Source organism: Shinella sp. WSD5-1 (assembly GCF_963942435.1).
Classification (GTDB): Bacteria; Pseudomonadota; Alphaproteobacteria; order Rhizobiales; family Rhizobiaceae; genus Shinella; species Shinella yambaruensis.
Map to the genome: position 1 here is coordinate 4,569,192 of NZ_OZ012596.1, position 25,541 is coordinate 4,594,732.

General features: G+C 65.8%; 29 protein-coding genes and 1 riboswitch. Of the genes, 25 read left to right on the top strand and 4 right to left on the bottom strand.

Annotated elements, in window-relative coordinates:
* The 3 genes from AABQ55_RS22430 to AABQ55_RS22440 are packed head-to-tail and all read right to left on the bottom strand — an operon-like array spanning window position 1 to window position 3,703.
* Entirely contained in the window at window positions 1-1,131 is a 1,131-nt protein-coding gene (locus tag AABQ55_RS22430) for an ABC transporter permease (RefSeq protein WP_244768143.1), read from the bottom strand.
* The gene (oppB, locus tag AABQ55_RS22435; RefSeq protein ID WP_244768142.1) at window positions 1,124-2,047 is read right to left on the bottom strand and encodes an oligopeptide ABC transporter permease OppB; all 924 of its coding nucleotides are present in this window, start codon (window positions 2,045-2,047) and stop codon (window positions 1,124-1,126) included. Before oppB ends, AABQ55_RS22430 begins: the two co-directional genes overlap by 8 nt.
* Window positions 2,048-2,107: 60 nt before the next feature.
* Window positions 2,108-3,703 carry a peptide ABC transporter substrate-binding protein gene (locus AABQ55_RS22440; protein ID WP_272806649.1) on the bottom strand — a complete coding sequence of 532 codons (1,596 nt, stop codon included), beginning with the start codon at window positions 3,701-3,703 and terminating at the stop codon, window positions 2,108-2,110.
* Between the two features lie 280 nt (window positions 3,704-3,983).
* Here AABQ55_RS22440 and AABQ55_RS22445 point away from each other — a divergent pair, with 280 nt between their 5' ends.
* The 24 genes from AABQ55_RS22445 (at window position 3,984) to AABQ55_RS22560 (ending at window position 24,268) form a co-directional block, all read left to right on the top strand.
* Window positions 3,984-4,757 carry an amino acid ABC transporter substrate-binding protein gene (locus AABQ55_RS22445; protein WP_272806650.1) on the top strand — a complete coding sequence of 258 codons (774 nt, stop codon included), beginning with the start codon at window positions 3,984-3,986 and terminating at the stop codon, window positions 4,755-4,757.
* A 106-nt stretch (window positions 4,758-4,863) separates the two neighbouring features.
* Window positions 4,864-5,544: an amino acid ABC transporter permease gene (locus AABQ55_RS22450; protein WP_272806651.1), complete on the top strand. Its 681-nt coding sequence runs from the start codon at window positions 4,864-4,866 to the stop codon at window positions 5,542-5,544.
* A complete protein-coding gene (locus AABQ55_RS22455; protein ID WP_272806652.1) occupies window positions 5,541-6,302 on the top strand; it encodes an amino acid ABC transporter ATP-binding protein in 762 nt (253 codons plus the stop codon). The genes AABQ55_RS22450 and AABQ55_RS22455 overlap by 4 nt, the downstream gene beginning before the upstream one ends.
* Before the next feature lie 135 nt (window positions 6,303-6,437).
* Window positions 6,438-6,881, top strand: coding sequence for a helix-turn-helix domain-containing protein (locus AABQ55_RS22460; RefSeq protein ID WP_244768137.1), 444 nt, complete (start codon window positions 6,438-6,440; stop codon window positions 6,879-6,881).
* Between the two features lie 6 nt (window positions 6,882-6,887).
* Entirely contained in the window at window positions 6,888-8,699 is a 1,812-nt protein-coding gene (locus AABQ55_RS22465; RefSeq protein WP_272806653.1) for a hypothetical protein, read from the top strand.
* A 29-nt stretch (window positions 8,700-8,728) separates the two neighbouring features.
* Window positions 8,729-8,989, top strand: a complete 261-nt coding sequence (locus AABQ55_RS22470) for a hypothetical protein (RefSeq protein WP_244768135.1) — start codon at window positions 8,729-8,731, stop codon at window positions 8,987-8,989.
* A gap of 20 nt (window positions 8,990-9,009) precedes the next feature.
* Window positions 9,010-10,194 (top strand): YcaO-like family protein, encoded by a 1,185-nt coding sequence (locus AABQ55_RS22475; RefSeq protein WP_272806654.1) that lies wholly within the window; start codon window positions 9,010-9,012, stop codon window positions 10,192-10,194.
* Complete coding sequence (locus AABQ55_RS22480; protein ID WP_272806655.1) at window positions 10,191-10,904, top strand: TfuA-like protein; 714 nt, start codon at window positions 10,191-10,193, stop codon at window positions 10,902-10,904. The genes AABQ55_RS22475 and AABQ55_RS22480 overlap by 4 nt, the downstream gene beginning before the upstream one ends.
* A 120-nt stretch (window positions 10,905-11,024) precedes the next feature.
* On the top strand, window positions 11,025-11,249 hold the full coding sequence (locus AABQ55_RS22485; protein ID WP_244768132.1) for a hypothetical protein: 225 nt from the start codon (window positions 11,025-11,027) through the stop codon (window positions 11,247-11,249).
* A 218-nt stretch (window positions 11,250-11,467) separates the two neighbouring features.
* On the top strand, window positions 11,468-12,604 hold the full coding sequence (locus AABQ55_RS22490; RefSeq protein WP_272806656.1) for an ABC transporter substrate-binding protein: 1,137 nt from the start codon (window positions 11,468-11,470) through the stop codon (window positions 12,602-12,604).
* A 61-nt stretch (window positions 12,605-12,665) separates the two neighbouring features.
* On the top strand, window positions 12,666-13,586 hold the full coding sequence (locus tag AABQ55_RS22495) for a branched-chain amino acid ABC transporter permease (protein ID WP_272806657.1): 921 nt from the start codon (window positions 12,666-12,668) through the stop codon (window positions 13,584-13,586).
* Between the two features lie 2 nt (window positions 13,587-13,588).
* Window positions 13,589-14,563, top strand: coding sequence for a branched-chain amino acid ABC transporter permease (locus AABQ55_RS22500; protein ID WP_272807519.1), 975 nt, complete (start codon window positions 13,589-13,591; stop codon window positions 14,561-14,563).
* Complete coding sequence (locus tag AABQ55_RS22505) at window positions 14,556-15,305, top strand: ABC transporter ATP-binding protein (protein ID WP_272806658.1); 750 nt, start codon at window positions 14,556-14,558, stop codon at window positions 15,303-15,305. The genes AABQ55_RS22500 and AABQ55_RS22505 overlap by 8 nt, the downstream gene beginning before the upstream one ends.
* A complete protein-coding gene (locus AABQ55_RS22510) occupies window positions 15,302-15,988 on the top strand; it encodes an ABC transporter ATP-binding protein (protein WP_272806659.1) in 687 nt (228 codons plus the stop codon). Before AABQ55_RS22505 ends, AABQ55_RS22510 begins: the two co-directional genes overlap by 4 nt.
* A gap of 14 nt (window positions 15,989-16,002) precedes the next feature.
* Complete coding sequence (locus AABQ55_RS22515) at window positions 16,003-16,833, top strand: alpha/beta hydrolase (protein WP_272806660.1); 831 nt, start codon at window positions 16,003-16,005, stop codon at window positions 16,831-16,833.
* Between the two features lie 4 nt (window positions 16,834-16,837).
* Entirely contained in the window at window positions 16,838-17,275 is a 438-nt protein-coding gene (locus AABQ55_RS22520) for a YqaA family protein (protein ID WP_272806661.1), read from the top strand.
* Window positions 17,276-17,329: 54 nt separating this feature from the next.
* The gene (locus AABQ55_RS22525; RefSeq protein WP_244768125.1) at window positions 17,330-17,875 is read left to right on the top strand and encodes a sigma-70 family RNA polymerase sigma factor; all 546 of its coding nucleotides are present in this window, start codon (window positions 17,330-17,332) and stop codon (window positions 17,873-17,875) included.
* Window positions 17,862-18,635, top strand: a complete 774-nt coding sequence (locus tag AABQ55_RS22530; RefSeq protein WP_272806662.1) for an anti-sigma factor family protein — start codon at window positions 17,862-17,864, stop codon at window positions 18,633-18,635. Before AABQ55_RS22525 ends, AABQ55_RS22530 begins: the two co-directional genes overlap by 14 nt.
* Window positions 18,636-18,666: 31 nt before the next feature.
* Window positions 18,667-19,383: a Bax inhibitor-1/YccA family protein gene (locus AABQ55_RS22535; protein WP_064331329.1), complete on the top strand. Its 717-nt coding sequence runs from the start codon at window positions 18,667-18,669 to the stop codon at window positions 19,381-19,383.
* A 292-nt stretch (window positions 19,384-19,675) separates the two neighbouring features.
* A riboswitch (TPP riboswitch) is annotated at window positions 19,676-19,792 on the top strand.
* Between the two features lie 92 nt (window positions 19,793-19,884).
* Window positions 19,885-21,708 (top strand): phosphomethylpyrimidine synthase ThiC, encoded by a 1,824-nt coding sequence (thiC, locus tag AABQ55_RS22540; protein WP_272806663.1) that lies wholly within the window; start codon window positions 19,885-19,887, stop codon window positions 21,706-21,708.
* 2 nt (window positions 21,709-21,710) lie between these two features.
* Window positions 21,711-22,697, top strand: a complete 987-nt coding sequence (thiO, locus tag AABQ55_RS22545) for a glycine oxidase ThiO (protein ID WP_272806664.1) — start codon at window positions 21,711-21,713, stop codon at window positions 22,695-22,697.
* On the top strand, window positions 22,694-22,891 hold the full coding sequence (gene thiS / locus AABQ55_RS22550) for a sulfur carrier protein ThiS (protein WP_272806665.1): 198 nt from the start codon (window positions 22,694-22,696) through the stop codon (window positions 22,889-22,891). Before thiO ends, thiS begins: the two co-directional genes overlap by 4 nt.
* 1 nt (window position 22,892) lies before the next feature.
* Window positions 22,893-23,666, top strand: a complete 774-nt coding sequence (locus AABQ55_RS22555) for a thiazole synthase (protein ID WP_272806666.1) — start codon at window positions 22,893-22,895, stop codon at window positions 23,664-23,666.
* Window positions 23,663-24,268: a thiamine phosphate synthase gene (locus AABQ55_RS22560; protein WP_272806667.1), complete on the top strand. Its 606-nt coding sequence runs from the start codon at window positions 23,663-23,665 to the stop codon at window positions 24,266-24,268. The genes AABQ55_RS22555 and AABQ55_RS22560 overlap by 4 nt, the downstream gene beginning before the upstream one ends.
* Here AABQ55_RS22560 and AABQ55_RS22565 read toward each other — a convergent pair whose 3' ends face one another.
* On the bottom strand, window positions 24,269-25,114 hold the full coding sequence (locus tag AABQ55_RS22565) for an amidohydrolase family protein (RefSeq protein ID WP_272806668.1): 846 nt from the start codon (window positions 25,112-25,114) through the stop codon (window positions 24,269-24,271).
* Window positions 25,115-25,289: 175 nt separating this feature from the next.
* Here AABQ55_RS22565 and AABQ55_RS22570 point away from each other — a divergent pair, with 175 nt between their 5' ends.
* Window positions 25,290-25,499: a TOBE domain-containing protein gene (locus tag AABQ55_RS22570; RefSeq protein ID WP_064331336.1), complete on the top strand. Its 210-nt coding sequence runs from the start codon at window positions 25,290-25,292 to the stop codon at window positions 25,497-25,499.
* The last annotated feature ends 42 nt before the right edge of the window (window positions 25,500-25,541 follow it).

Genomic DNA, 25,541 nt, shown 5'->3' on the forward strand with positions numbered 1-25,541 from the left:
TCAGCGATCCTTCGGGTCGAATGCGTCACGCAGGCCATCACCGACGAAGTTCAGCGAGAAGAGCGTAACGACGAAGAAGATGGCGGGGAAGACGAGCAGCCAGGGCGCCGACTGGATGTTGTTCGCGCCTTCGGCGATCAGCGAGCCCCAGCTCGTTAGCGGCGCCTGCACGCCGAGGCCGAGGAAGGAAAGGAAGCTTTCGAGCAGGATCACCTTGGGCACGATCACCGTGACGAAGATGACGACCGGGCCGATCGTGTTGGGGATGACGTGCCGGCGGATGATCTGCCAGTCGGTCAGCCCCAGAGCCTCCGCCGCGCCGATGAACTCCCGGCGTTTCAAGGAAAGCGTCTGGCCGCGCACGATGCGGGCCATGTCGAGCCATTCCACCGCGCCGATGACGATGAAGATCAGCACGAAGCTGCGCCCGAAGAAGACGACGAGCACCACGACGAGGAAGACGAAGGGCAGCGAATAGAGGATCTCGACGAAACGCATCATCACATTGTCGACGCGCCCGCCCATGTAACCCGAAATCGCGCCGTAGACGACGCCGATGCCGAGCGAGACGAGGCTGGCGAGGAGACCGACGGCGATGGATATCTGCCCGCCGAGCATGACGCGCGCCATGAGGTCGCGCCCGTTGGTATCGGTGCCGAACAGGAAATATTCCCGGTCGACGACGCCAGAAAGCGTCAGCTTGCGGCCCTCGTCCTCGGTCGAGAGAACTTCCGTCTTGTCGAACTCGTTGGCGCGGTCGAAGTAGCGCGTCGTGCGCGGATCGATCGGATTCTCGGCGGTGACGACCGCGGTGAAGGTCTCGCCCTCGACGGAGAAGGACTGAAGCTCGACGCGGGCGCGTGCCGCGACACCCTTCATCGCTTCCTCCAGCGTGTCCTCGCCCGGCCGCGGCTCGAGGCTCGGCGGGATGGTGACATAGGAAGAGAAGACCTGATCGTAGCTGTGGCTGATGAAGAAGGGACCGAAGAACGAGAAGCAGGCGATCAGCACCAGCATCACGGAGCCGGCCATGGCCGGGCGATTGCGACGGAAGCGCATGACGGCGAGCTGGAAGAGGCTGCGCCCCTTCACCTCGCTCTCGGGCACGGGGGAAACGACGGCGTCAGTCATGGCGAACCCTCGGATCGAGCAGGCCATAGAGAATGTCGACCAGCAGATTGAAGACGATGACGAAGATGGCGATCAGGACGACCGTGCCCATGACGAGCGTATAGTCGCGGTTGATCGCCCCGAGCACGAAGTAGCGCCCGACGCCGGGAATGGTGAAGATGGTCTCGACAACCGCCGAGCCGGTCAGGAGAGCGGCCGCGCAGGGCGCGAGATAGGAGACGATCGGCAGCATGGCGCCGCGCATGGCATGCACCACGACCACCGATTTCGCCGGCAGGCCATAGGCCCGCGCGGTGCGGATATGGTCGGTGCGCAGGGCCTCGATCATCGAGCCGCGGGTGAGCCGCGCGAAGACCGCGAGCTGCGGCAGGGCGAGCGCGATCATCGGCAGGATGAGGAAGCGCAGCGACCCGTCGCCCCAGCCGCCGGCCGGCAGCCAGGCGAGCATGATGGCGAAGATCAGCGTCAGCACCGGCCCGACGACGAAGTTCGGCACCGTGACGCCGATCGTTGCCACCGACATGACGGCGAAATCGAGCGCGCTGTTCTGGCGCAGCGCCGCGATCGTGCCGACGATGACGCCGCCGACGAGCGCGAGCAACAATGCGTAGAAGCCGAGCTCGACCGAATAGGGCAGTCCCTTGCCGATCAGCTCGGCGACGGAATTATCCTTGTAGATGTAGCTCGGTCCGAAATCGCCGGTGACGGCGTTGCCCATATAGGTGAGGTATTGTCGCCAGAGCGGCTGATCGAGCTGGTAGGCCCGCATCAGGTTTTCCATCGTGGCGGGCGGCAGGGGACGTTCGAGGTTGAACGGACCGCCGGGCGCAAAGCGCATGAGAAAGAACGAAATGGTGACGACGATGAATAGCGTCGGCACGGCGCTTGCGAGGCGCCGCAGAACGAAGGCAAGCATGGCCAGGTCTCCCCAGATACGAAAGCGCGCGGCCTCAGGAGGCCGCGCACTGACGCCGGATCATTCCGAAACGCTGAGGAAGCGGCTCAGGTGCTGGTTGGCGGCATTGTCCTGCCAACCCTGAACCTTGCTGGAGACGAGCCACAGATCGGCCTGTGTCAGGAGCGGGGCGATCGGCTGTTCCTTCATGAGAAGGGCTTCCGCCTCGTGCAGCACCTTGGCGCGCATTGCCGGGTCCCGCTCCTCGTACGACTGCTTCATGAGCGCGTCATACTCGACATTGTTGAACTTGCCATAGTTGAAGGTCTTGTTGGTGCTGACGCTGAGCGCCAGGAAGTTCTCCGCATCCGCGTAGTCGGCGACCCAGCCGGCACGCGCCACGTTGAACGCGCCACCTTCCTGCAGGTAGGCGTAGTGCGAGGAGACGTCGAGGTTCACCATCGAGACGTCCGCGCCGAAGGTGTTCTTCCACATGTCGGCAACGGCCGTCGCCACGCGCTCGTGGTTCGGGTTGGTGTTGTAGCGGATCTCGATCTTCAACGGCTTGCCGCCCTCGCCGTAGCCGGCCTCCTTCATCAGCTTGAGCGCCTCATCCTCGCGGTCGAGCTGCGAAAGCGCGCCGAAATCGGCGGTCGCCGGCTCATAGCCTTCCATGCCGGGGGGCACCATGGAATAGGCCGGGAGCTGCGAGCCCGAATAGATTTCCTTGGCCAGGAAGTCGCGGTCGACAGCCATGGAGAGCGCGCGGCGCACGTTGACGTCGCTGTAGGGCTCCTGTCGGGTGTCGAAGGCGTAGTAGTAGGTCGCCAGCGTCGGCGAGACATGGACCTGCTCGCCATAGCTCGCCTTCAGCCGCTCGATCTGGTCGGCGGAGAAGTTGTAGACGAGGTCCATTTCCTTCGCCTCGAAGCGCCGGACCGAAGCGGCCTGGTCGTCGATCGGGTAGAAGATCACCTTGTCGAGCTTGACGTTCGCGACATCCCAATAGTTCTCGTTCTTCTCGACGACCAGGTTGTCGTTCGGGACATGGCTGACCAGCTTGAAGGCGCCGTTCGACACCATCGTGCCGGGCTTGACGAAGTCGGCGCCGTTCTTCTCGACGCTGGCCTTGGAGACCGGAAGCGCCGTCTGGTGCGCAAGCAGCTCGAGGAAGAAGGGCGTCGGCCGCTCCAGCGTCACTTCCAGCGTCGTGGCATCGACGGCCTTGAGGCCGAGCTGGTCGAGGCCGAGCTCACCCTTGTTGACCTTTTCCGCGTTCTTGATCGGATAGAGGATATTGGCATAGCCCGCCGCGGTCTTCGGGTCTTCCACGCGGGTGAAGGAGAAGACGAAGTCTTCCGCCGTCACCGGGGAACCGTCCGACCACTTCGCGTTCTCGCGCAGCTTGAACGTATAGACCGTGCCGTCGTCGGAGACGGTCCAGCTTTCCGCGGCGCCGGGAACGATCTTGCCGGACGCGTCATAGATCGTCAGGCCCTCGTAGAGGTCCTTGAGGATGAACTCCTCGATGTTGATGGAAGTGTGCGCCTGGTCGAGGGTCTGCGGTTCGCCGGCATTGCCGCGGTGAAGCACCGCTTCTGCAAGAGCCGGACCGGCGCCCAGCAGGATTGCGCCCGCAAGAAGAGCCGCACGAAAGCCAATGAGTCTGTTTGCCATTTTGTTTTCCTTCCCCGGTTGTTATTTTGGGTGCCACATCAATTGTCCCTGTTTTCCCGCTTGGCAAGCCCCTAAAAACACGAAATGCACAAAGGCCGCAGCCCGCGCAGCGGGCCGGATTTTTAAAGCGAAACGCGCCCTTCTCCGCCTGAAGGCAGCGGAAAATGAGAAAAATATTCGCATTTGCCGTTTTTATTCGCAGTTTTCTGCCCATCGTTTTGCACCGATTTCTGCGATCTATCGCCCCATCGAACACTTGAGCCAGAAACGGAGTTCCAAGATGAACTGGTTGAAGACCCTCGCCGCCGCTGCGGCGCTCCAAGCCGCCATTCTCGCCCCGGCCCATGCGGGGGAAAACCTCGCGGCCGTGCAGGCCGCCGGCGCGCTGAAGATCGGCACCGAAGGCACCTATGCGCCCTTCACCTACCACGACACCGACGGCAAGCTGGTCGGCTTCGACGTCGAGATCGGCGAGGCCATCGCCAAGAAGCTCGGCGTCAAGGCCGAGTTCCTGGAAGGCAAGTGGGACGGCCTCATCGCCGGCCTCGATGCAAACCGCTACGACGCCGTGATCAACCAGGTCGGCATCACCGAGGCGCGCAAGCAGAAATACGACTTCTCCGAGCCCTACATCGCCTCCAAGGCCGTGCTGATCGTGCGTGCCGACGACGACAGCATCAAGGGATTCGCCGACCTCAAGGGCAAGAAATCCGCCCAGTCGCTGACCTCCAATTTCGGCAGGATCGCTGAAGGCGCCGGCGCCGAGCTCGTCGGCACCGACGGCTTCGACCAGTCGATCCAGCTCGTCCTGACCGGCCGCGCCGACGCGACGATCAACGACAGCCTGTCCTTCCTCGACTTCAAGAAGCACAAGCCCGATGCCAATGTGAAGATCGCCGCCGAACAGGAAAACGCCGACTATTCCGGCGTGATCATCCGCAAGGGCGAGCCGGAGCTGCTGGACGCGATCAACAAGGCGCTTGCCGACATCAAGGCCGACGGCACGTACCAGGCGATCTCGGACAAGTATTTCGGCCAGGACGTCTCGAAGTAAATCCTGCCCGGGGACCGCTTCGCGGCGGCCCGCTCCTCGACTATAGATAAAACCACGACCTGGCCGGGGATCACCCCGGCCAGCCGCATTTCCGGAGGTTTTTCCCGTGCCGCCGTGGCTTCAACTGATGCTGGATTCGCTTGTCCCCCTGCTGTGGGCCGCGCTCGTCTTCACCATTCCGCTCACCTTGCTCTCCTTCGTGCTCGGGCTGACGCTCGGCCTCGTCACGGCCATCGCGCGGCTGTTCGGGCCGCGCCCGCTCGTCGCCGTCGCCCGCTTCTATGTCTGGGTGATCCGCGGCACGCCGCTTCTCGTGCAGCTCTTCGTCATCTTCTACGGCCTGCCGAGCGTCGGTATCCTGCTCGATGCCTTCCCGGCCGCCCTCATCGGCTTCACGCTGAATGTCGGGGCCTATACGTCGGAGATCATCCGCGCCGTCATCGCCTCCGTGCCGCGCGGCCAGTGGGAAGCGGCCTATTCGATCGGCATGAGCTGGTCGCAGGCCATGCGCCGCACCATCCTGCCGCAGGCGACGCGCGTCGCCGTGCCGCCGCTGTCGAACACCTTCATCTCGCTGGTGAAGGACACCTCGCTCGCCGCCGCCGTCACCGTGCCGGAACTCTTCCAGACGGCGCAGCGCATCGTCGCCACGACCTACGAGCCACTGATCCTCTACATCGAGGCGGCGCTGATCTATCTCGCGCTCAGTTCCGTGCTGTCGGCCCTGCAGGTTCGGCTGGAAAGGCGCTTCGCCCGCTATGGCGGCTTCCTGGAGGCCCGTACATGATCGAACTCAGCCACATCGAAAAACGCTTCGGCGACAACCATGTGCTGCGCGACATCAGCCTCGTCCTGCCGGAGGGCACGGTGACGGCGCTGGTGGGCCCTTCGGGCGGCGGCAAGAGCACGCTGCTGCGATGCATCAACCTGCTCGAGACGCCGACCTCGGGCTCCATCAAGCTCGGCAGCGAGACGATCGATTTCGCCCCCGGCCGAAAGGTGGGCTGGGACGCCGTGCAGAAACTACGTCGCCAGACCGGCATGGTCTTCCAGAACTTCCAGCTCTTCCCGCACCAGACCGCCATCGCCAACGTGATGGAAGGCCTCGTCACGGTCCTGAAATGGCCGGCCGACAAGGCGCGCGCCCGCGCGATGGAACTGCTCGAGAAGGTCGGCATGGCACACAAGGCCGATGCCTGGCCGGCGACCTTGTCGGGCGGCCAGCAGCAGCGCGTCGCCATCGCCCGCGCGCTCGCCCCTTCGCCGCGCGTCCTGCTCTGCGACGAGCCGACCTCCGCGCTCGACCCCGAGCTTGCGGAAGAGGTGGTCGAAGTGCTGAGCCGGCTTGCGCGCGAGGGCACGACGATGGTCATGGCGACGCACGACCTGCGCCTCGCCTCGCGCGTTGCCGACACGGTCGTCTTCCTCGATGGCGGCGTCGTCGTCGAGGAGGGGCCGCCGCGCGCCATCTTCTCCACGCCGGAGCGCGAGCGCACGAAAAAGTTCATCGCCTCCCTCAGCGCGCCGCAAAGCTACGATATCTGAAGTGCACGCTACCTCACGTTACGGTAGCAAGGAAATCCGGTTCGCAGCAGTTGCATCGGACAGGCGATTCAAGCAGAGTGACGGAATATGCGTATCTCGCCATGCCCCGGCATGTCTTTCAGGGGAGAAAGTCTCATGATCAAGAAAACACCAAATCCGATCGACGTCTTCGTCGGTTCCCGCGTCCGCCTGCGCAGGCTGATGGTGGGCATGAGTCAGGAAGCGCTTGCCGACCGGCTCGGCGTCACCTTCCAGCAGGTGCAGAAGTACGAGAAAGGCACCAACCGCATCAGCGCCAGCCGCCTCCAGGCGATCTCCGACGTGTTCCGCGTTCCGCCGAGCTTCTTCTTCCAGGACGAAGATAGCGCCGTGCCGACCTCCGGCGTCATGCACGAGACGGGCGACGTCTCCACCTTCGTCTCCTCCAAGGAAGGCCTCGACCTCAACCGCGCCTTCCTGAAGATCGAGGATGCGGGCGTGCGCAAGTCGATCATCGCGCTGGCAACCGCACTTTCCAAGGCAAGCGCTACCACCGAGGCGGGCGAACGCGCGGACAACGCACCGGAACTGCGGATCTGACCCCACATGCCGGCGCGGCTGCAGACGCTCGGTCATCTGCGCCTGCTCGATGAGGGCGGTAACGATATCGTCTTTCCCGAAAAGGCGCTTCTGATCCTTTGTTATCTCCTGGCGCGCGGCGTGAGCAGCATGCCGCGGGCGGATGCCGCAAATCTCTTCTGGGATGATGCCAACAGCGCCGCCGCCTTCGCCAACCTGCGGCAGACCGTTTCACGGACCCAGAAACGCCAGCGGGAACTGGACCGGACCTATCTCACCTTCACGGACACCACGATCGCGCTCGGGCCGGAAGCCATCGAAAGCGATATCGACAAGGTGCGCGACGGTACGGGGCTTTCCGTGCTCGCCGGCCTCCTGACCGACGATTTCCTCAAATATGTCAGGCCCGGCAACCAGGCGCTTTCAAGCTGGATCGTACTGCAGCGGGCCGCGCACATGGCCCTTCTGCGCAGTGCCCTGCTCGACGGGGACGCGCCGGACGGCGCCGGTACGCGCCAGGCCCGCGCCGCCGCCGCGCTGCGCCTGCTCGAAAGCAATCCGGACGACGAGGAGGTGCGTGCCGTGCTGACGGGCCGGACGGCGGTGCCCGCCAGTCTCATGACCCTCCAGCCGCCCGCCCGCGTGCTGACGCCGCAGGAGGCGGACATAGCGCTCCCCCGGCAGAACCCGCCGCGTGTCGTGTTGCTGCCGCCGGTCACCACGCTCGCCGCCCGTACAGCCGCCCGCTTCAGCGAAGCGCTGATCGAGGACGTGACGATCGGGCTCTGTGCGTTGCGCTCCATTTCGATCATCGCCCCGCACACCGCGGCGCAAATCTCGCTCCAGGCCGATAGGGCCGACACCTACGAGCGCCACAAGATCAGCTACATCCTGGAAACGCGGCTGCGCGACGAGGGCGACCATCACACGCTCTTCGCCCAGCTCATCTTCTTCGGCAGCGACGAGGTGATCTGGGCCGAGCGCTTCCCGCTCTCCGCCGAGGGCCTTGCCCGCTCGCGACAGATGATTTCGCACCAGATCGCCGGGGCGATCGCCACCGAGATCGAGCGCAACGAACTGGTGCGCGGCGACTACGAGCGTGACGCGGCCGCCTATCGCAGTTTCCTTGTCGGCCAGGTCCAGCTGAAGAACCTCGACCTGCGAGACATCCGCCGCGCCCGCAAGAGCTTTCGCGAGGCCCTGCAGGCCAATGGCGCCTTCGCCCCGGCGATCGGGGGCCTTGCCCGCAGCTACTTCCTCGAATGGCTGGTGACGGCGCGCGGCGACGAGGACCTGCTGCGCCAGGCCGAGCGCCACGCCGAAGAGACCATCCGCGCCGACGACCGCCTGCCCTCCGGCTACCGCGAGCTCGGCGTCGTCAAGCTCTATGCACGCCAGTTCGACGAGAGCGTCGCGTATCTCAACCGCGCCGAGGCACTCAGCCCGCACTACGCCAATGTCATCGCGAGTTATGCCGATACGCTGGTGCAGGCCTCCCGGCCGGATGTCGGTCTCAAGAAGATCGAGCAGGCGATCGACCTCAATCCGCTGCCGCCCGACGAATACTTCTGGACCGCCGCCGGCGCCAGCTATTCGCTCGGCCTCTACCAGCAGGCACTCGACTATATCGCCCGCATGAAGGACCGCACTCCGGCCGACCGCCTCGCCGCGGCAAGCTGGAGCATGCTCGGCGACATGAAGAAGGCGCGGCAATTCATCCGCCGCACCTATGACGTCCACCCGAATTTCGATCTCGACTCCTGGATGGCGATCGTGCCCTTCAAGGAAGAGTGGCAGCGCAGGCACTATTACGACGGATTGAAGAAAGCCGGCTTCTAGCGACCGGCACAAAGAGAGAGGAAGTGGACATGGCAAGACTGGTTGTTCTGGGCATTCAGGGGGACGACGGCCTCTGGGTCGCCGATCTCGATGCCGGCACGGTGACGCAGATCGCCGCCCCCACGACGGGGGCGCTGAAGGCCGCCGATGATCTGCGCAAGGCCGGCGCATCGGTGATCAAGGGTGTCAACCTCGCCGCGCTCGCAACTTCGGCAGATGCCGTGTCCGGCGGCTTCATGGATGCGTCCGGCGGTTTCATGGACCCCTCCGGCGGCTTCATGGACAAGTGAGCCTCGGCCCGGCTCACAGCGTGACCGCCTATTCGGACCGCATCTGCAGTCCCGATGAGACGTGGAGCCGGATCGAGGCCTTGCTGCCCCGGTTCGGCATCACGCGGCTGTCCCGCCTGACCGGGCTCGACAACGTCGGCATCCCGGTCTGGAACGCCGTCAGCCCCAATGCCCGTTCGATCGTCATCAACCAGGGCAAGGGCATCACCGATATCGACGCGAAGGTCTCCGCTGCCATGGAGGCGCTGGAGCGCTCGATTGCCGGTGAGCCCCTTGTGCCGGCGCGGCGGGCCGCACGGCACGATTTCGCGGCGGCCGGCGAAGCCTGCCTGCCGCTCGACATCTTCGTTGCGAGCGGACAGGCCTTCCTTGCCGAAGACGAGCCCTTCGACTGGCTCGCCGGGCGCAACATCGTGACGGGAGAGACCATCTGGGTTCCGCGCGAAGCCGTCTGCCTCGACAGGACCGATGCGGCACCACGCTTCTGGCAATCCTCCGACGGCCTTGCCTCCGGCAATTCGGAGAGCGAGGCGATCCTGCACGGCCTCCTGGAACGCATCGAGCGCGACGCCGACCGACTGTGGCGCCTGCTGCCACGCGAGAAGCGCCAGGCGACCGCCGTCGATCCCGCCGGCTTCGCCGATCCGCTCATAGAGGCGCTGGCCGGCCGTTTCCGTACGGCCGGGCTCGATCTGCGCCTCTTCGACATCACCAGCGACCTTGCCATCCCCACCTACGCCGCCGTGCTCGGCGATGCCGGCCTTGCCGCAAGGAAGCGGCCGCTCTTCCACGATGCGACCATCGGCTACGGCACCCATCCTGTGGCCGCGCGCGCCGTGATCCGCGCGCTCACCGAAGTCGCGCAATCGCGCCTCACCTATATCAGCGGCGCGCGCGACGATCTCTTCGCCGAGACCTTCACCCGGCCGCTGGCGCCGGAAACCCTCGCCCTCTTCGAGGCTTGGCCGGGCGCGGCGAAAACCTATCCCGCACCCGTGGGCGACGCTGCCGCGCTGCTCTCCCATTGCGTGGAACGGCTCGGCGCATCCGGCATCACGCCCATCGTCGCCGTGCCGCTCGGGGATGCCTCGCTGCCGGTTCGCGTCGTCAAGATGGTCGTGCCGGCGCTTGAAAACCCGGAAGGCGCACGCCGGCATGCCGTCGGCCCCCGCGCCCTCTCCCGCATGCTGTTCGGAACCACATGAAGATCCTCTTTGCCGGCCCGAGCCTGCCCGATGCCGCCGCTCTTTCTGGCGACGCCGTCGAGGTCCGCCCACCGGCGGCCCACGGCGACGTCTTGGCCGCCGTGCGCGCGGGCGCCACCGCCATCGGCGTCGTCGACGGCAATTTCGAGCATGTGGCACCCGTCTGGCACAAGGAAATCCTCCATGCGCTGGACCAAGGCGTCACCGTCCTCGGCGCCGCCAGCATGGGTGCGCTGCGCGCTGCCGAGTGCGATACGTTCGGCATGGTCGGTATCGGCCGCATCTATGAGGACTATGCCAGCGGCCGACGCATCGACGACGCCGATGTCGCCATGCTCCACGGTCCCGCCGAACTCGGCTATCCCGCCCTCTCGCTTCCACTCGTCAATGTCGAGGCGACGCTCGATCGGCTGGAGGCGGAAGAAACCCTTGAAAAGTATGACATATTAACACTTCGGACCGCTGCAAGGAGGCTCTTCTACAAGGAGCGGACCTGGTCCTCGGTCATAAAATCAGCCGGCGCGGCGGCAAACCGGAAGGGACTTCTGCAACTTCTCCACGCAGCCGCCGTGGACCAGAAGCGCGCGGATGCCCTCGCCCTGCTGCACCTCCTTACCGATTTTGATGCAAAAACCCCCGTAAAACGAGGAAACTGGACGTTTCGGGCGACATCCCTGTGGCGTTCCGTTGCCGATCAACCCATAGCCTGAGAAAACGTGCAGTTTCCCATTCCGCGTGTGTCACGCTGGAGTCACGCGCATAGCCCCGGAGTCACGCCTATACTTCGCCGCAGGGGCTGAAAGTGAGCGTTGCTCAGGGGGGCACAGGACATGAAAATCGAAAGCGTTGAAACAGAAGACCGAGGAGCGGAACTGATGGCGCTGGCGCGGCTCGTCGCGTTCGCACTGGAATCCGCCAAGTCGCTGGATGCCGAGATCGCCGAGTTCTGCCTGGACAAGGCGCTGCGCGCGGTGCTGGAACAGATCGACGAACCGTCGCGCATGACGCTGACATCGAGCGACATCATGCTGATGAACCGGTCGGCGCTCTGCTGACCGGGTGGATGGGCCGGCTTGCCGGCTGGAGGATAGCCGCCGTCCTCCTCCGCGGCGCTGATCGTGCGGACGGCCCGAACCTGCGGGCCGCCGCCGATCTTCCTAAAATTCTCCGATTGCGAAACGAAAACACACGGTTGCGCTGATCGCGGAACTCTGAAAGGTTCTCTTCTCGAAAAACGCCCCGAAAACGGGCCGAAGGACAGAGGGAGAACAGCATGCGGAAGTTTCTGGCGGGCGGCGTGGCCGCTCTCGTGCTCGTGACGGCGGGCATCGCCCAGGCGGAACCGGTGAAGATCGGCGTCATCACAACGCTGTCGGGCGGCGGCGCAGGCCTCGGTGTCGACATGCGCGACGCCTTCCAGCTGGCGATCAAGCAGTCCGGCAACAGCGAGATCGAGCTCGTCGTGGAAGACGACGCGCAGAAGCCGGAACTTGCCGTGCAGATCGCCGAGAAGATGATCCAGAGCGACAAGGTCGACCTGATGACGGGCATCATCTGGTCGAACCTCGCCATGGCCGTGGTGCCGAACGCGGTTGCGCAGGACGTCATCTATCTCTCGCCCAATGCCGGCCCCTCGGCGCTCGCCGGCGCGAACTGCCATCCGAACTATTTCAACGTCGCCTACCAGAACGACAACTTCCACGAGGCGATGGGCGAATACGACAACAAGGACTACAAGAAGACCTTCATCCTCGCCCCGAACTATCCGGCCGGCAAGGACGCGCTGACCGGCTTCAAGCGCTACTACAAGGGCGAGCTCGCCGGCGAGGTCTATACCCAGGTCGGCCAGACGGACTATGCCGCCGAGATCGCGGAAATCCGCGCGTCCGGTGCCGATTCCGTCTATTTCTTCCTGCCCGGCGGCATGGGCATCGCCTTCATGAAGCAATATGCCCAGTCGGGCGTCGCCATCCCCGTCACCGGCCCCGGCTTCTCCTTCAGCCAGGACGTGCTGCCGGCGATCGGCGATGCCGCGCTGGGCGTCAAGAATTCCGGCACCTGGGCGAAGGACCTCGACAACCCCGCCAACAAGGCCTTCGTCGAGGCCTTCCAGAAGGAATACAATCGCCTGCCGTCGATCTATGCCGCGCAGAGCTGGGACACCGCCAACCTCATCCTCTCGGCCATCGGCAAGGCGAGCGTGAAGGACAAGGACGCCTTCCGCGCCGCGCTGAAGGAGGCGGATTTCGCTTCCGTGCGCGGAAAATTCAAGTTCAACACGAACAACCATCCGATCCAGGACATCTACGTGACCGAGGTCGTGAAGGAAGGCGACGTCCTGACCAACAAGATCATCGCCACCGCCTTCACCGATCACGGCGACGCCTACGCCGACAAGTGCTCGATGTAATCCGCGACCGGACATCCGCCCCCGGGCGGATGTCCCCGCATGACCTTCCGGACCGGCCATCTTGTCCCTCGCCCTCCTGATCGAACAGTTTTTGAACGGGCTCCAGCTCGGCGTGATGCTGTTCCTCATTGCCGCCGGGCTGACGCTGATCTTCGGCGTGATGGGGCTGATCAACCTTGCCCATGGCTCGCTCTACATGGTCGGCGCCTTCGCCTGCGCGGCGGTCGCGGCCGCGACCGGCTCCTTCTGGCTCGGCCTCGTCGCAAGCCTTGCCGCGGCGGCGGCGGCCGGGGCACTGATGGAGGTCGCCATCATCCGCAGGCTCTATGCCCGCGACCATCTCGACCAGGTACTCGCCACCTTCGCGCTGATCCTCATCTTCTCCGAGGGTACGCGCTGGCTCTTCGGCTCCTTTCCGCTCTATCTCGCTATCCCACCCCTGCTGCAGGGCGCCGTGACGCTGCCCGGCGGCGGGCAATATCCGCTCTATCGCCTCGCCATCATCGGTGTCGGCGTCATCGTCGCCATCGGCCTTTACCTTTTGATCGGCCGCACCCGCCTCGGCATGCGCATCCGCGCCGGCGAATCCGACCGCGAGATGATCGCCGCGCTCGGCATCGACATCCGCTCGCTCTATACGATCGTCTTCGCCTTCGGGGCGGCGCTCGCCGGCCTTGCCGGCGCGCTGGTCGGCGCGCTGCAATCGGTGCAGGTCGGCATGGGCGAGCCGGCGCTGATCCTCGCCTTCGTCGTCATCGTGATCGGCGGCATCGGCTCGATCAAGGGTGCGCTGATCGGCGCGATCCTCGTCGGCCTCGTCGATACGATGGGCCGTTTCCTGCTGCCCAAGGCGCTCGCGCTGATGATGCCGGCCACGCAGGCCGGTCCCGTCGGCGCCGCGCTCGCCTCCATGCTCATCTATATCGTGATGGCGCTCATCCTCGCCTTCCGGCCGAGCGGCCTTTTCTCGGCGAGAACATGACCATGGGAGCCCGCGAAACGACGGTCAACGTCCTCCTCGCCCTCCTGCTGCCGGCCGTCGCGCTCACCGCGCTCTTCATCGGCGAGGCCTTCTACATCACGCTTGCCACCCGCATCGCGATCCTGGCGCTGGCGGCGGTCGGGCTCAACATCGCGCTCGGGCTCGGCGGCCTCGTCTCCTTCGGCCATGCCGCCTTCTTCGGCCTTGGCGGCTATGTGGCCGGCGTGCTGGCTACCCATGCCTTCAACATGGAGCCCGTCGCCTTCGGCCTGCCGGGCACGACCGCCATGCCGGCCATCTGGCTCGTCGCGATCCTCCTTTGCGGCCTCGTCGCGCTGCCGATCGGCCTCGTCAGCCTGCGCACGTCCGGCATCTACTTCATCATGATCACGCTCGCCTTCGCGCAGATGATCTATTATTTCGCGATCTCCTGGCCGGCCTATGGCGGAGAGGACGGCCTGTCGCTCTCCATGCGCAACGGCTTTCCCGGCCTCAACACGGCAAAGCCCTTCCCCTATTTCGTCGTGGTCTTCGTGCTGCTGCTCGCGGGCCTTCTCCTCTTCCACCGCCTGCGGGCCTCCCGCTTCGGCGCGGCGCTGGAGGCCGCGCGGCAGAACCCGGCAAGGCTCGCCGCCATCGGGATCTCGCCCTTCGCGATCCGTCTCGTCGCCTTCGTGCTCTCGGCCATGATCACCGGCCTTGCCGGCGCGCTGTTTGCCGATCTCAACCGCTTCGTCAGCCCTTCCATGCTCTCCTGGCACATGTCCGGCGAATTGATCGTGCTGATCATCCTCGGCGGTAAGAACCGCCTGTTCGGCCCGTTGGCCGGCGCGGCGCTGTACGTTCTCTTCGAATATGCGCTGGGTGGCCTGACGGAGCGCTGGCAGCTCTTCCTCGGCCTCGTCCTGCTCGCCGTCGTCTTCTTCGCGCGCGGTGGGCTGATCGGCCTTCTTGCCGGGAGGCCACGCCATGGTTGAACCGGTCCTCGACGTCAAAGACCTCGAAAAATCCTTCGGCGCGCTGAAGGCGACGAACGGCGCGAGCCTCGATCTCAGGTCCGGGGAGATCCACGCGCTGATCGGCCCGAACGGCGCGGGCAAGAGCACGCTGATCAACCAGATTTCCGGCGCGCTCGCGCCCGATGCCGGCAGCATCCGCTTCCTCGGCACAGACATCACCATGCTCGACACGGCGCGGCGCGCCCGCATGGGCCTTGCCCGCACCTTCCAGATATCCTCGCTCGCCCAGGAGTTTTCCGCGCTGCGCAACGTCATGCTCGCCGTGCAGGCGCGGCAGGGAACGAGCCTGCGCTTCTTCCGCCCCGTTGCGAGCGACGTCTCGCTCACCGAACCGGCAATGCGGATGCTGTCGCGCGTCGGCCTGGCCGACCGGGCGAACGTGCCCGCCGCGGCGCTGTCCCACGGCGAACGCCGACAGCTCGAGATCGCCGTTGCGCTTGCGATGGAGCCGAAAGCCTTCCTGCTCGACGAGCCGATGGCCGGCATGGGACCGGAAGGCTCGAAGACGCTGACCGGCTTTCTCGACGGGTTGCGCCAGGAAGCGCCGATCCTGCTGGTGGAACACGACATGGACGCCGTCTTCGCGCTTGCCGACCGCGTGTCCGTACTGGTCTACGGCCGCATCATCACGACCGGCAGCGTCAGCGAGATCCGCAACGACCCCGAGGTGCGCCGGGCCTATCTGGGAGATCGCGCGTGAGCCTGCTCGTGCTTGAGGAGATCGAAACCTTCTACGGCGCTTCACAAGCCCTGTTCGGCGTATCGCTGGCCGTGGGCGAGGGCGAGGTCGTGGCGCTGATGGGCCGCAACGGCATGGGCAAGACGACGACGATCCGCTCGATCCTCGGCCTGACGCCCGCCCGCGCCGGCCGCATCGCCTTCGGCGGCAAAACCGTGACTTCCCTCCTGCCGCATCGCATCGCCCGGCTCGGCATCGGCCTGGTGCCTGAGGGGCGCCGATGCTTCGCCAACCTGACGGTCGAGGAGAACCTCCTCGCCTCCGCCCGACGCGGCGCCTGGACACTGGCGAAGGTCGTCGATCTCTTTCCCCGGCTCGGCGAGCGGCTGGGCCAATATGCCGATACGCTGTCCGGCGGCGAGCAGCAGATGCTGGCGATCGGCCGTGCCCTGATGACCAATCCGAAGCTCCTCATCCTCGACGAGGCGACCGAGGGACTGGCGCCGGTGATCCGGCAGGATATCTGGGCGGCGATCCGGCGGCTGAAGGCCGGGGGCCAGTCGATCCTCGTCGTCGACAAGACGCTCTCGGAACTCTTGCCGCTCACCGATCGCTGCTGCGTGCTGGAAAAGGGCCGCACCGTGTTTTCCGGCCCGCCGCAGGCCTTTACCCGCGACCTGCAGGACCGCTATCTCGGCGTCTGAAAACGGAGGACGGCATGTTCGGCTACAGGATCACCGACTGGGACGACGCCTACGAGAACGGCGGCAACATTCCGGGCGGCACGCGCTGGCCCGCCGCCTGGGTGGAACCGGCGCAGCAGATGCGCACGGCGCTTGCCGCCGAAGGCCGGGCAAGACTCGACCTTGCCTATGGCGAGGGCGAGCGCAACCGCCTCGACCTCTTCCTGCCCGAGGGCGCGCCACGCGGCCTCGTCGTCTACGTGCACGGCGGCTTCTGGCTGCGGCTCGACAAAAGCTTCTGGTCGCACCTTGCCGCAGGCGCCCTCGCCCATGGCCACGCCGTCGCCATGCCCTCCTACACGCTCTGCCCGGCCATCCGCATCGGCGGCATCGTGCGGGAGATCGCAGCGGCGATCGAAACGGCGGCGGGACTGGTCGCCGGCGAGCTCCGCCTGATCGGCCATTCGGCGGGCGGCCAGCTCGTCAGCCGCATGGTGTCGGAGCCCTCGCCGCTTTCCGCCGAAACGCTCGCCCGCATCCGCCACGTCCTCTCGCTCTCCGGCCTGCACGACCTGCGCCCGCTCATGCATACCGCCATGAACGAACGGCTGCACATCGACGAGGCGGAGGCCATCGCCGAGAGCCCGGCCCTGCTGCGTCCTGTCGAGGGCACGCGGCTCACCTGCTGGGCAGGTGCCATGGAGCGGGCGGAGTTCCTGCGCCAGAACGCCCTGCTCACCAACATCTGGACCGGCCTCGGCGCCGCGACGTCGACCGTCGTCGAGCCGAACCGGCACCATTTCGACATCGTCGACGGCCTCGCCGATCCCGAACACCCCCTCACCAGAACCTTGCTGTCGCCCTGACCCGATGAGCACGCTTGCCGCCTATGGCGGCCTTTTCCTCGCCGCGCTCGTCGCCGCCACCATCCTGCCGGCCCAGTCGGAAGCGGTGCTCGGCGGCCTGCTGGCCACCGGAACCTATTCCCCCGTGCTGCTGATCCTCGTCGCCGGCACCGGCAATATCCTGGGGTCGGTCGTCAACTGGCTGCTTGGCCGCGGCGTCGAGCGGTTTCGCGGGTCACGATGGTTTCCGGTCAGCGACGGACACCTCGATCGGGCCGGGCGGTGGTATCGCAGATACGGCTGGTGGAGCCTGCTCTTCAGCTGGATGCCGGTCATCGGCGATCCGCTGACGGTGGCGGCCGGCATCATGCGCGAACCCTTCCTGCGCTTCCTGGTCGTCGTTTCCATCGCCAAGTTCGGCCGCTACATCGTGCTCGCCGCCCTCGTGCTGCACTGGCTCTGAAATTTTTTCCGGAAGGAATGGAATGGGCGTCGCCCGGCTTTCGTATACTGGGGCATGAACGGAAAGACACCCGGCTTCAACGTGATCGGACAGCTCGCGGCGCTCAGGCGCTACGCGCTCTCCCTCGTGCGCAATCCGGACGAGGCCGAGGACCTGGTGCACGATGCGCTGGTCAAGGCATATGAGCGACAATCGACCTTCCGCACCGGCGCCAGCGTGCGCAACTGGCTGATGTCGATCCTGCACAATGCGCATGTCGACCGCCTGCGCCAGCGCCGCTCGCAGGAACGCCGCCACGATGCGGCGGCGGAACTGGCGGAGGCGTCCGTCCCGGCGAACCAGGACCATTCGGTGCGCCTGACGCAGTTGCGCAACGCCTTCTTCGCCCTGCCGGAAGACCAGCGCGAGGCCCTGCATCTCGTCGCGATCGAGGAGCTTTCCTATCAGGAGGCGGCCGAAACGCTGGGCATTCCGGTCGGCACGCTGATGTCGCGCGTCGCCCGCGCCCGCCAGCGGCTGCGCGCCTTCGAACAGAGCGGCGCGGCCGCTCCCGTCACACATCTCAGGCTCGTCGGAGGCACTGGCGATGACAAGCAATGATCCCATTCTCGAAACCGATCTCAACGCCTATGTCGACGAGCAGCTCGCCGTCGGCCGGCGCATCGAGGTGGAGGCCTATCTTTCGGAACGGCCGGAGGTCGCGGCGCAGGTCATGAAGGACCTGCGCGTGCGCGACGAGCTTCGCCTGGCGCTCGCCGACCATCGCACGGTGATCCGGCAGGAAACGCGCGAGGCCGCGCGGCTTCTGGAGCGCTCGCTGTCGCGCCGCCGCATCTTCTCCGTCTTCCGCCGCGCCGCGGCCATCGCCCTGTTCGTTGCCGCCGGCTGGACGGCCCATGCCGTGCTCGGCCCCTTCGGCGCCACCGAGGTCGTGGCCTCCACGCCGCCGCCCGCCTTCGTGGAGGAGGCCGTGCGCGCGCACAGGACGACGCTGCTGCGCGACACCATGGCCTCCCAGCCGGAGACCGAGACCTTCGATCCGGCCGAGATCCGCTCGGCAACCGCGATCGTGCTGCCGGACCTGCCGAAGGGCTGGGGCGTGATCGACACGCAGGTCTTCCCCTCCGCCTACGGCCCGAGCGTCGAGCTGGTGCTGGAACCGCGCAAGGACGAGCGCCTGTCGCTGTTCGCGGTACGCCCCGGCTCGTTCGCCGTGCAGCATGTCCTGCTCTTCCACGCCGACAATGCCCGGGCCGCCTACTGGCAGATCGGCGACGTCGCCTATGCGCTTGTGTCGGAAAGCCGCAAGGCCGACGACCTGGCGCAAACCGCGCGCGATCTCTCGCGCACGCTCTACTGATCAACCGCTTCCAAACCGAAGGAGACATTCGATGGACCCCGTACAACAGCGATTTGGCTACGGCGCGCAGGCGCAGTCGGCCGCCCTCTTCGACGAGGGCCTGCGCCAGCACATGCTGCGCGTCTACAACTACATGGGCGCAGGCCTCGTCATCACCGGCCTCGTCGCCTTTATCGTCGGCTCGACGCCGGCCCTCTACGTGCCGATCTTCTCCTCGCCGCTGAAGTGGGTGGTGATGCTGGCGCCGCTCGCCTTCGTCTTCTTCTTCTCGTTCAAGATCCAGACGATGTCGGCCAGCGCCGCGCAGATGACCTTCTGGGCCTTCTGCGCCGTCATGGGCCTGTCGCTCGCCTCGGTGTTCCTCGTCTTCACCGGTACGAGCATCGCCCGCACCTTCTTCATCGCCGCCACCATGTTCGGCACGACGAGCCTCTACGGCTATGTGACGAAGCGTGACCTGTCGAAGTTCGGCTCGTTCCTGATCATGGGCCTGATCGGCGTCATCATCGCCTCGATCGTCAACATCTTCCTCGGTTCGACCGCACTGCAGTTCGCCATCTCCGTGATCGGCATCGCCGTCTTCGTCGGCCTCACCGCCTGGGACACGCAGAACATCAAGGAACAGTATGCCGAGAACATCGACCAGGAATCGCAGCAGAAAATGGCCGTGTTCGGCGCGCTTTCGCTATACCTGAACTTCGTCAACATCTTCCAGCTCCTGCTGAATTTCACCGGCGAACGCGAGTAGTTTTCGCAAGGGATTTCAAAGAGAACGGCGGGGTAAAACCCCGCCGTTTCCGTTTGCCTCCACCCACTGCCGTCATCCTCGGCCTTGAGCCGAGGATCCACGTTCCGCCCGCGGCTATGGATGCTCGGGTCAAGCCCGAGCATGACCGAGGAGAGGGCGCCGCGAGAAACGGAACAAGCGGCCATATGGGTTGCATGGCTCGTTTCTGCAGCGTGTTTCGCGCAATATAACGTAAGCTTATTCTTACATATTTTACCCCGTTGACAAATCGCCACGCAGCGTCTTTGCTTAGGGCATTCACCAGGGGGGTCCCGACAAGGGGCTGAGATACTGCTGGCATTCGCAGCGCAGTGACCCGTTGAACCTGATCCAGTTCATACTGGCGTAGGGACGGTGCAAGCGCTGTAGAACCCGAAATCCGCAACCCGGATTCCGCCTACGCGTCCTTCCATCATTCCGGCTCTAGGACTGGGTCTCCAACCGCAAACTTGGAGCCTCACGATGAACATTGCCGCCCAGAAGCTCACCCCCACCGTCACGACGGGCGCCCTTCCCGCCTCGCGAAAGATCCACATAGCCGGCGAGCAGCACCCGGAGATCCGCGTGCCGATGCGCGAGATCGCGCTGCACCCGACCTCCGGCGAACCGCCGGTCATCGTCTACGACGCCTCCGGCCCCTATACCGACCCCGCCCATGTCGTCTCGATCGAGAGCGGCCTGCCGCGGCTGCGCGAAGCCTGGGTCGCGGCGCGCGGCGACACCGAGGACTATGAAGGCCGCCACATCCGCCCGGAAGACAACGGCTTTGCCTCCGGCGAACGGCTGACGCCGGAATTTCCCGTGCGCAACCGGCCGCGCCGGGCGAAGGACGGCAAGGCCGTCACCCAGCTCGCCTATGCCCGCGCCGGCATCATCACGCCGGAAATGGAATTCATCGCCATCCGCGAGAACCTCGGCCGCAAGGCCGCCAAAGAGGCGCTCATCCGCGACGGCGAGAGCTTCGGTGCCCATATCCCCGACTTCGTCACGCCGGAATTCGTTCGCCAGGAAGTCGCGAGCGGCCGGGCCATCATCCCGGCCAACATCAACCATCCGGAAGCCGAGCCGATGATCATCGGCCGGAATTTCCTGGTGAAGATCAATGCCAATATCGGCAATTCCGCCGTCACCTCCTCCATGGCGGAAGAGGTCGAGAAGATGGTCTGGGCGATCCGCTGGGGCGGCGATACGGTCATGGACCTTTCCACCGGCCGCAACATCCACAACATCCGCGAATGGATCATCCGCAATGCGCCGGTCCCGATCGGCACCGTGCCGCTCTACCAGGCGCTGGAGAAGGTGAACGGCATTGCCGAGGACCTCACCTGGGAGGTCTTCCGCGACACGCTGATCGAGCAGGCCGAACAGGGCGTCGACTATTTCACCATCCATGCCGGCGTGCGGCTCGCCTATATCCCGCTCACCGTGAACCGCGTCACCGGCATCGTCTCGCGCGGCGGCTCGATCATGGCCAAATGGTGTCTCCATCACCACCGGGAAAGCTTCCTCTACGAGCATTTCGAGGAGATCTGCGACATCTGCCGCGCCTATGACGTCTCCTTTTCGCTGGGCGATGGCCTCCGCCCCGGCTCGATCGCCGACGCCAACGACGCCGCGCAGTTCGCCGAACTCGAAACGCTCGGCGAGCTGACGCAGATCGCGTGGGCAAAGGATTGCCAGGTGATGATCGAAGGCCCCGGCCATGTGCCGATGCACAAGATCAAGGAGAACATGGACAAGCAGCTGAGGACCTGCGGCGAGGCGCCCTTCTACACGCTCGGGCCGCTGACGACCGACATCGCCCCCGGCTACGACCACATCACCTCGGGCATCGGCGCCGCGATGATCGGCTGGTTCGGCACGGCCATGCTCTGCTACGTCACGCCGAAGGAACATCTCGGCCTGCCCGACCGCGACGACGTGAAGGTCGGCGTCATCACCTACAAGATCGCCGCCCACGCCGCCGACCTCGCCAAGGGCCATCCGGCGGCGAAGATCCGCGACGACGCGCTGTCGCGCGCCCGCTTCGAGTTCCGCTGGGAGGACCAGTTCAACCTCTCGCTCGATCCGGAGACCGCGCGCGCGTTCCACGACGAGACGCTGCCGAAGGAGGCGCACAAGGTGGCGCATTTCTGCTCCATGTGCGGCCCGAAATTCTGCTCCATGCGCATCTCGCACGATATCCGCGCCGAGGCGCAGAAGGAGGGACTGGAGGCCATGGCGGCGAAATATCGCGACGGCGGCGACCTTTATATGCCGCTTGCCGGCGCCCCGGCCGGAGAATGACCATGCGCGTCCTCGTCAAGGGGGCCGGCGTTGCCGGCCTCACGGTCGCCTGGCAGCTCTATCGCCACGGTTTCGACGTCACCATCACCGAGCGCGCCGAAAAGGTGGGCCTCGGGGCCTCCGGCTTTGCCGGCGGCATGCTGGCACCCTGGTGCGAGCGGGAGAGCGCGGAGGAGCCCGTGCTCACGCTCGGCCGCTCGGCCGCCGACTGGTGGGAGGCGGCCGTGCCCGGCCATGTCAGCCGCCAGGGAACGCTGGTCGTTGCCGCCGGCCGCGATGCCGGGGAGCTCGACCGCTTCGCCCGCCGCACGAGCGGCTGGGAATGGCTGGATGCCGCGGCCATCGCCGAGCTGGAGCCGGATCTCGCCGGCCGCTTCCCCAAGGCCCTGTTCTTCCGGCAGGAGGCCCATCTCGATCCGCAACGGGCGCTCTCGGCCCTCACCGCCGGGCTGGAGGAGGCGCGCATGCGCTTCCTCTTCGGCGCGGACGGCACGCCGGATGCGGCACGCTACGACCGCGTGGTCGACTGCACCGGCGCGGCCCGGATCGGCCAGCTGCCGGACCTCCGGGGCGTGCGCGGCGAGATGCTCTATGTGGAAACCCCGGAGATCAACCTCTCCCGCCCTGTCCGCCTGCTGCATCCGCGCCATCCGATCTATGTCGTACCGCGCGGAAGGAACCGTTTCATGGTGGGCGCAACCATGATCGAGAGCGCCGACGGCGGCGGCATCACCGCCCGCTCGCTCATGGAACTGCTGAACGCCGCCTACACGCTGCACCCGGCCTTTGGCGAGGCGCGGCTCACGGAAACCGGTGCCGGCATCCGCCCGGCCTATCCCGACAACCTGCCGCGCGTGAGCGAGCATGATGGCACGCTCCATGTGAACGGCCTCTATCGCCACGGCTTCCTGCTGGCCCCCGCCATGGCGGCGGAGGTCGCGCGGCGGCTTCTTGCAGAACAGGCACGACCGGAAAGGAGGGCATCATGACCTTCATCATCAACGGCGAGGAACAGGAGGTCGCGGCCGCGACGCTCGCCGACCTCCTCTCCGTTCTCGATTATGAGGGCGAATGGCTGGCGACGGCGGTCAACGGCGAGCTGGTGCACCGCGAGGACCGCGCCGGCTTCACGCTCGGCGCACGCGATCGCATCGAGATCCTCTCGCCCATGCAGGGAGGCTGACATGCTGAAGCTCTACGATAAGGAGGTGCGCTCGCGCCTGCTGCTCGGCACCGCCCGCTATCCCTCCCCCGCGATCCTCGCCGAGGCCGTGCGCCGCGCGAAGGCGGAGATCGTCACCGTGTCGCTGCGGCGGGAAACCGCCGGCGGCAAGGCGGGTGGCGCGTTCTTCGAGCTGATCCATGCGCTCGGCGTGCATGTCCTGCCCAACACCGCCGGCTGCCACAGCGTGCAGGAGGCCGTGCTGACAGCGAAGATGGCGCGTGAGGTCTTCCGCACGGACTGGATCAAGCTGGAGGTGATCGGCCATCACGACACCCTGCAGCCCGACGTCTTCGGCCTCGTCGAGGCGACGCGCATCCTGACGGGCGAAGGCTTCCAGGTCTTCCCCTATACGACGGACGACCTCGTCGTCGCGGAAAAGCTGGTCGAGGCCGGCTGCCGCGTGCTGATGCCCTGGTGCGCGCCGATCGGCTCGGCCATGGGACCAGTGAATCCGATGGCGCTGCGCACCTTCCGGGCGCATTTCCCCGACGTGCCGCTGATCGTCGATGCCGGCATCGGCCGCCCCTCGCACGCCGCCGGCGTCATGGAACTCGGCTATGACGCCGTGCTGCTCAACACCGCCGTCGCCGGCGCCGGCGATCCGGCGGCGATGGCAGAAGCCTTCGCGCTCGCCATCGATGCCGGCCGCCTCGCCCATGCCGCCGTGCCGCTGGAGCCTCGCGACATGGCCGTTCCCTCCACCCCCGTCATCGGAAAGGCCGTCTTCTCATGACGCTCGATCCCTTCTACCTCATCGTCGACAGCGCCGACTGGATCGACCGGCTCGTGCCGGTCGGCGTGAAACTCGTGCAGCTGCGCATGAAGAACACGCCGGACTATCGCCTGCGTGACGAGATCCGCAGGGCGAAAGCCACATGCACCGAACATGGCTGCCAGCTCATCGTCAACGACTACTGGCAGATCGCCATCGAGGAGGGCTGCGATTACGTGCATCTCGGACAGGAGGATCTGGCGACCGCCGATGTCGGCGCCATCCGCGCGGCCGGAATGAAGCTCGGCCTTTCCACCCATGACGATGCCGAGCTCGACATCGCGCTTGCGGCAAGGCCCGACTATGTGGCGCTCGGCCCGGTCTGGCCGACGATCCTGAAGAAGATGAAATGGGCGCCGCAAGGCGTCGGGCGGCTCAGGGACTGGAAGACGCGCATCGCACCGCTTCCCCTCGTCGCCATCGGCGGGCTCAACCCGGATCGCCTGTCGGCCGTCTTCGAAAACGGCGCCGACAGCGCCGCCGTGGTGACCGACATCACGCTGAACGCCGATCCGGAGGCGCGCACGCGCGAATGGATCGCGCGCACGGCACGCTGGCGGTGATCACGCCTTCGGCGCGATCTTCCAGAGCCGCTCGGCATTTTCCGAGAGCACGCGGCGCTTGTCTTCCAGGCTGACGCCTGACAGCAGCGCCTGCGTCGCGCCGATCCAGGTGGAAAGCCCGCCGCCGAGCGTGCAGACCGGCCAGTCACTGCCCCAGACCATGCGTTCGAAGCCGAAATGCTCCACCACATGGGCGAAATAGGGCTTCAGGTCCTCCAGCGTCCAGTCTTCCGCGCCATAGGCGGGGATGCCGGACAGCTTCACCGTGACGTTCGGCCGGCGCGCGATCTCCGCGACCGGCCCCTTCCAGGCATCGAAGCCGCCGCCCTTGATGTCGGGCACGCCGCAATGGTCGAGCACGAAGGAGACGTCGGGCGCAAGGTCCGCCAGCGCGATCGCCTTCCCGATCTGATGCGGCAGGACGCAGAGATCGAAATTGAGACCGATGCCCGCCAGCCGCCGGATGTTCTCGCGAAAGAGCGCGCCTTCGGAGACATCGTCCGGCACGACATGCAGCACGCGGCGGAAGCCGCGCACGAAGAAATTGGCGAGGACCGCCTCGAGATAGGCCGGAAAGTCGGGCGATTCCGGCCGGCAGGCGGCGATGGCGCCGACGAGCAGGCTGCCCGCCTCCCTTGCAAGCCCCTCGATCATGGCCGTCTCGCGCGCAATATCGCCCTCCGCCACGTCCACTTCCATATGCAGCGCCGCGACGATGCCGAGGCGGCGCGCTTCGCGCGCATAGGTCTCCTGCGTGAAATCGTCATCGAGCGGCGGCACGCCGGCAAGCCAGGGATAGGACAGCAGGTCCCGGTAGATGAGATGCAGGTGCGTATCGACGATCATGCGCGGCCTCCTCCAAGCACGGCGAACACTGCCATAGAAGAATTGTCCATTCAAATACGAATTAACCGGAGCGCGGCGTCCCGTTTCACCCGGCGGTAAACAGCATGAACAACCGCAAAGGCTACCAATCCGGCCCGCCCCTCCTACCTTCCCTTCCAGCAACAGGAGGAACCGCATGAAGATCAGCGCACGCAACCGCCTCAAGGGCAAGATCGTCGAGGTCGTTCTCGGCGCGACGACGGCCCATGTCCGCATCGATGTCGGCGGCTCGATCATCACCGCCGCCATCACCAACGATGCGGTGAACGAACTCGGCCTTGCCGCCGGCCGAGAGGCCTATGCGCTGATCAAGGCATCGGACGTGATGGTGGGTATCGACGATTAGGATGTCCCGGCGCAATTCCGGGCGCAAGACCGCTTCGCACTT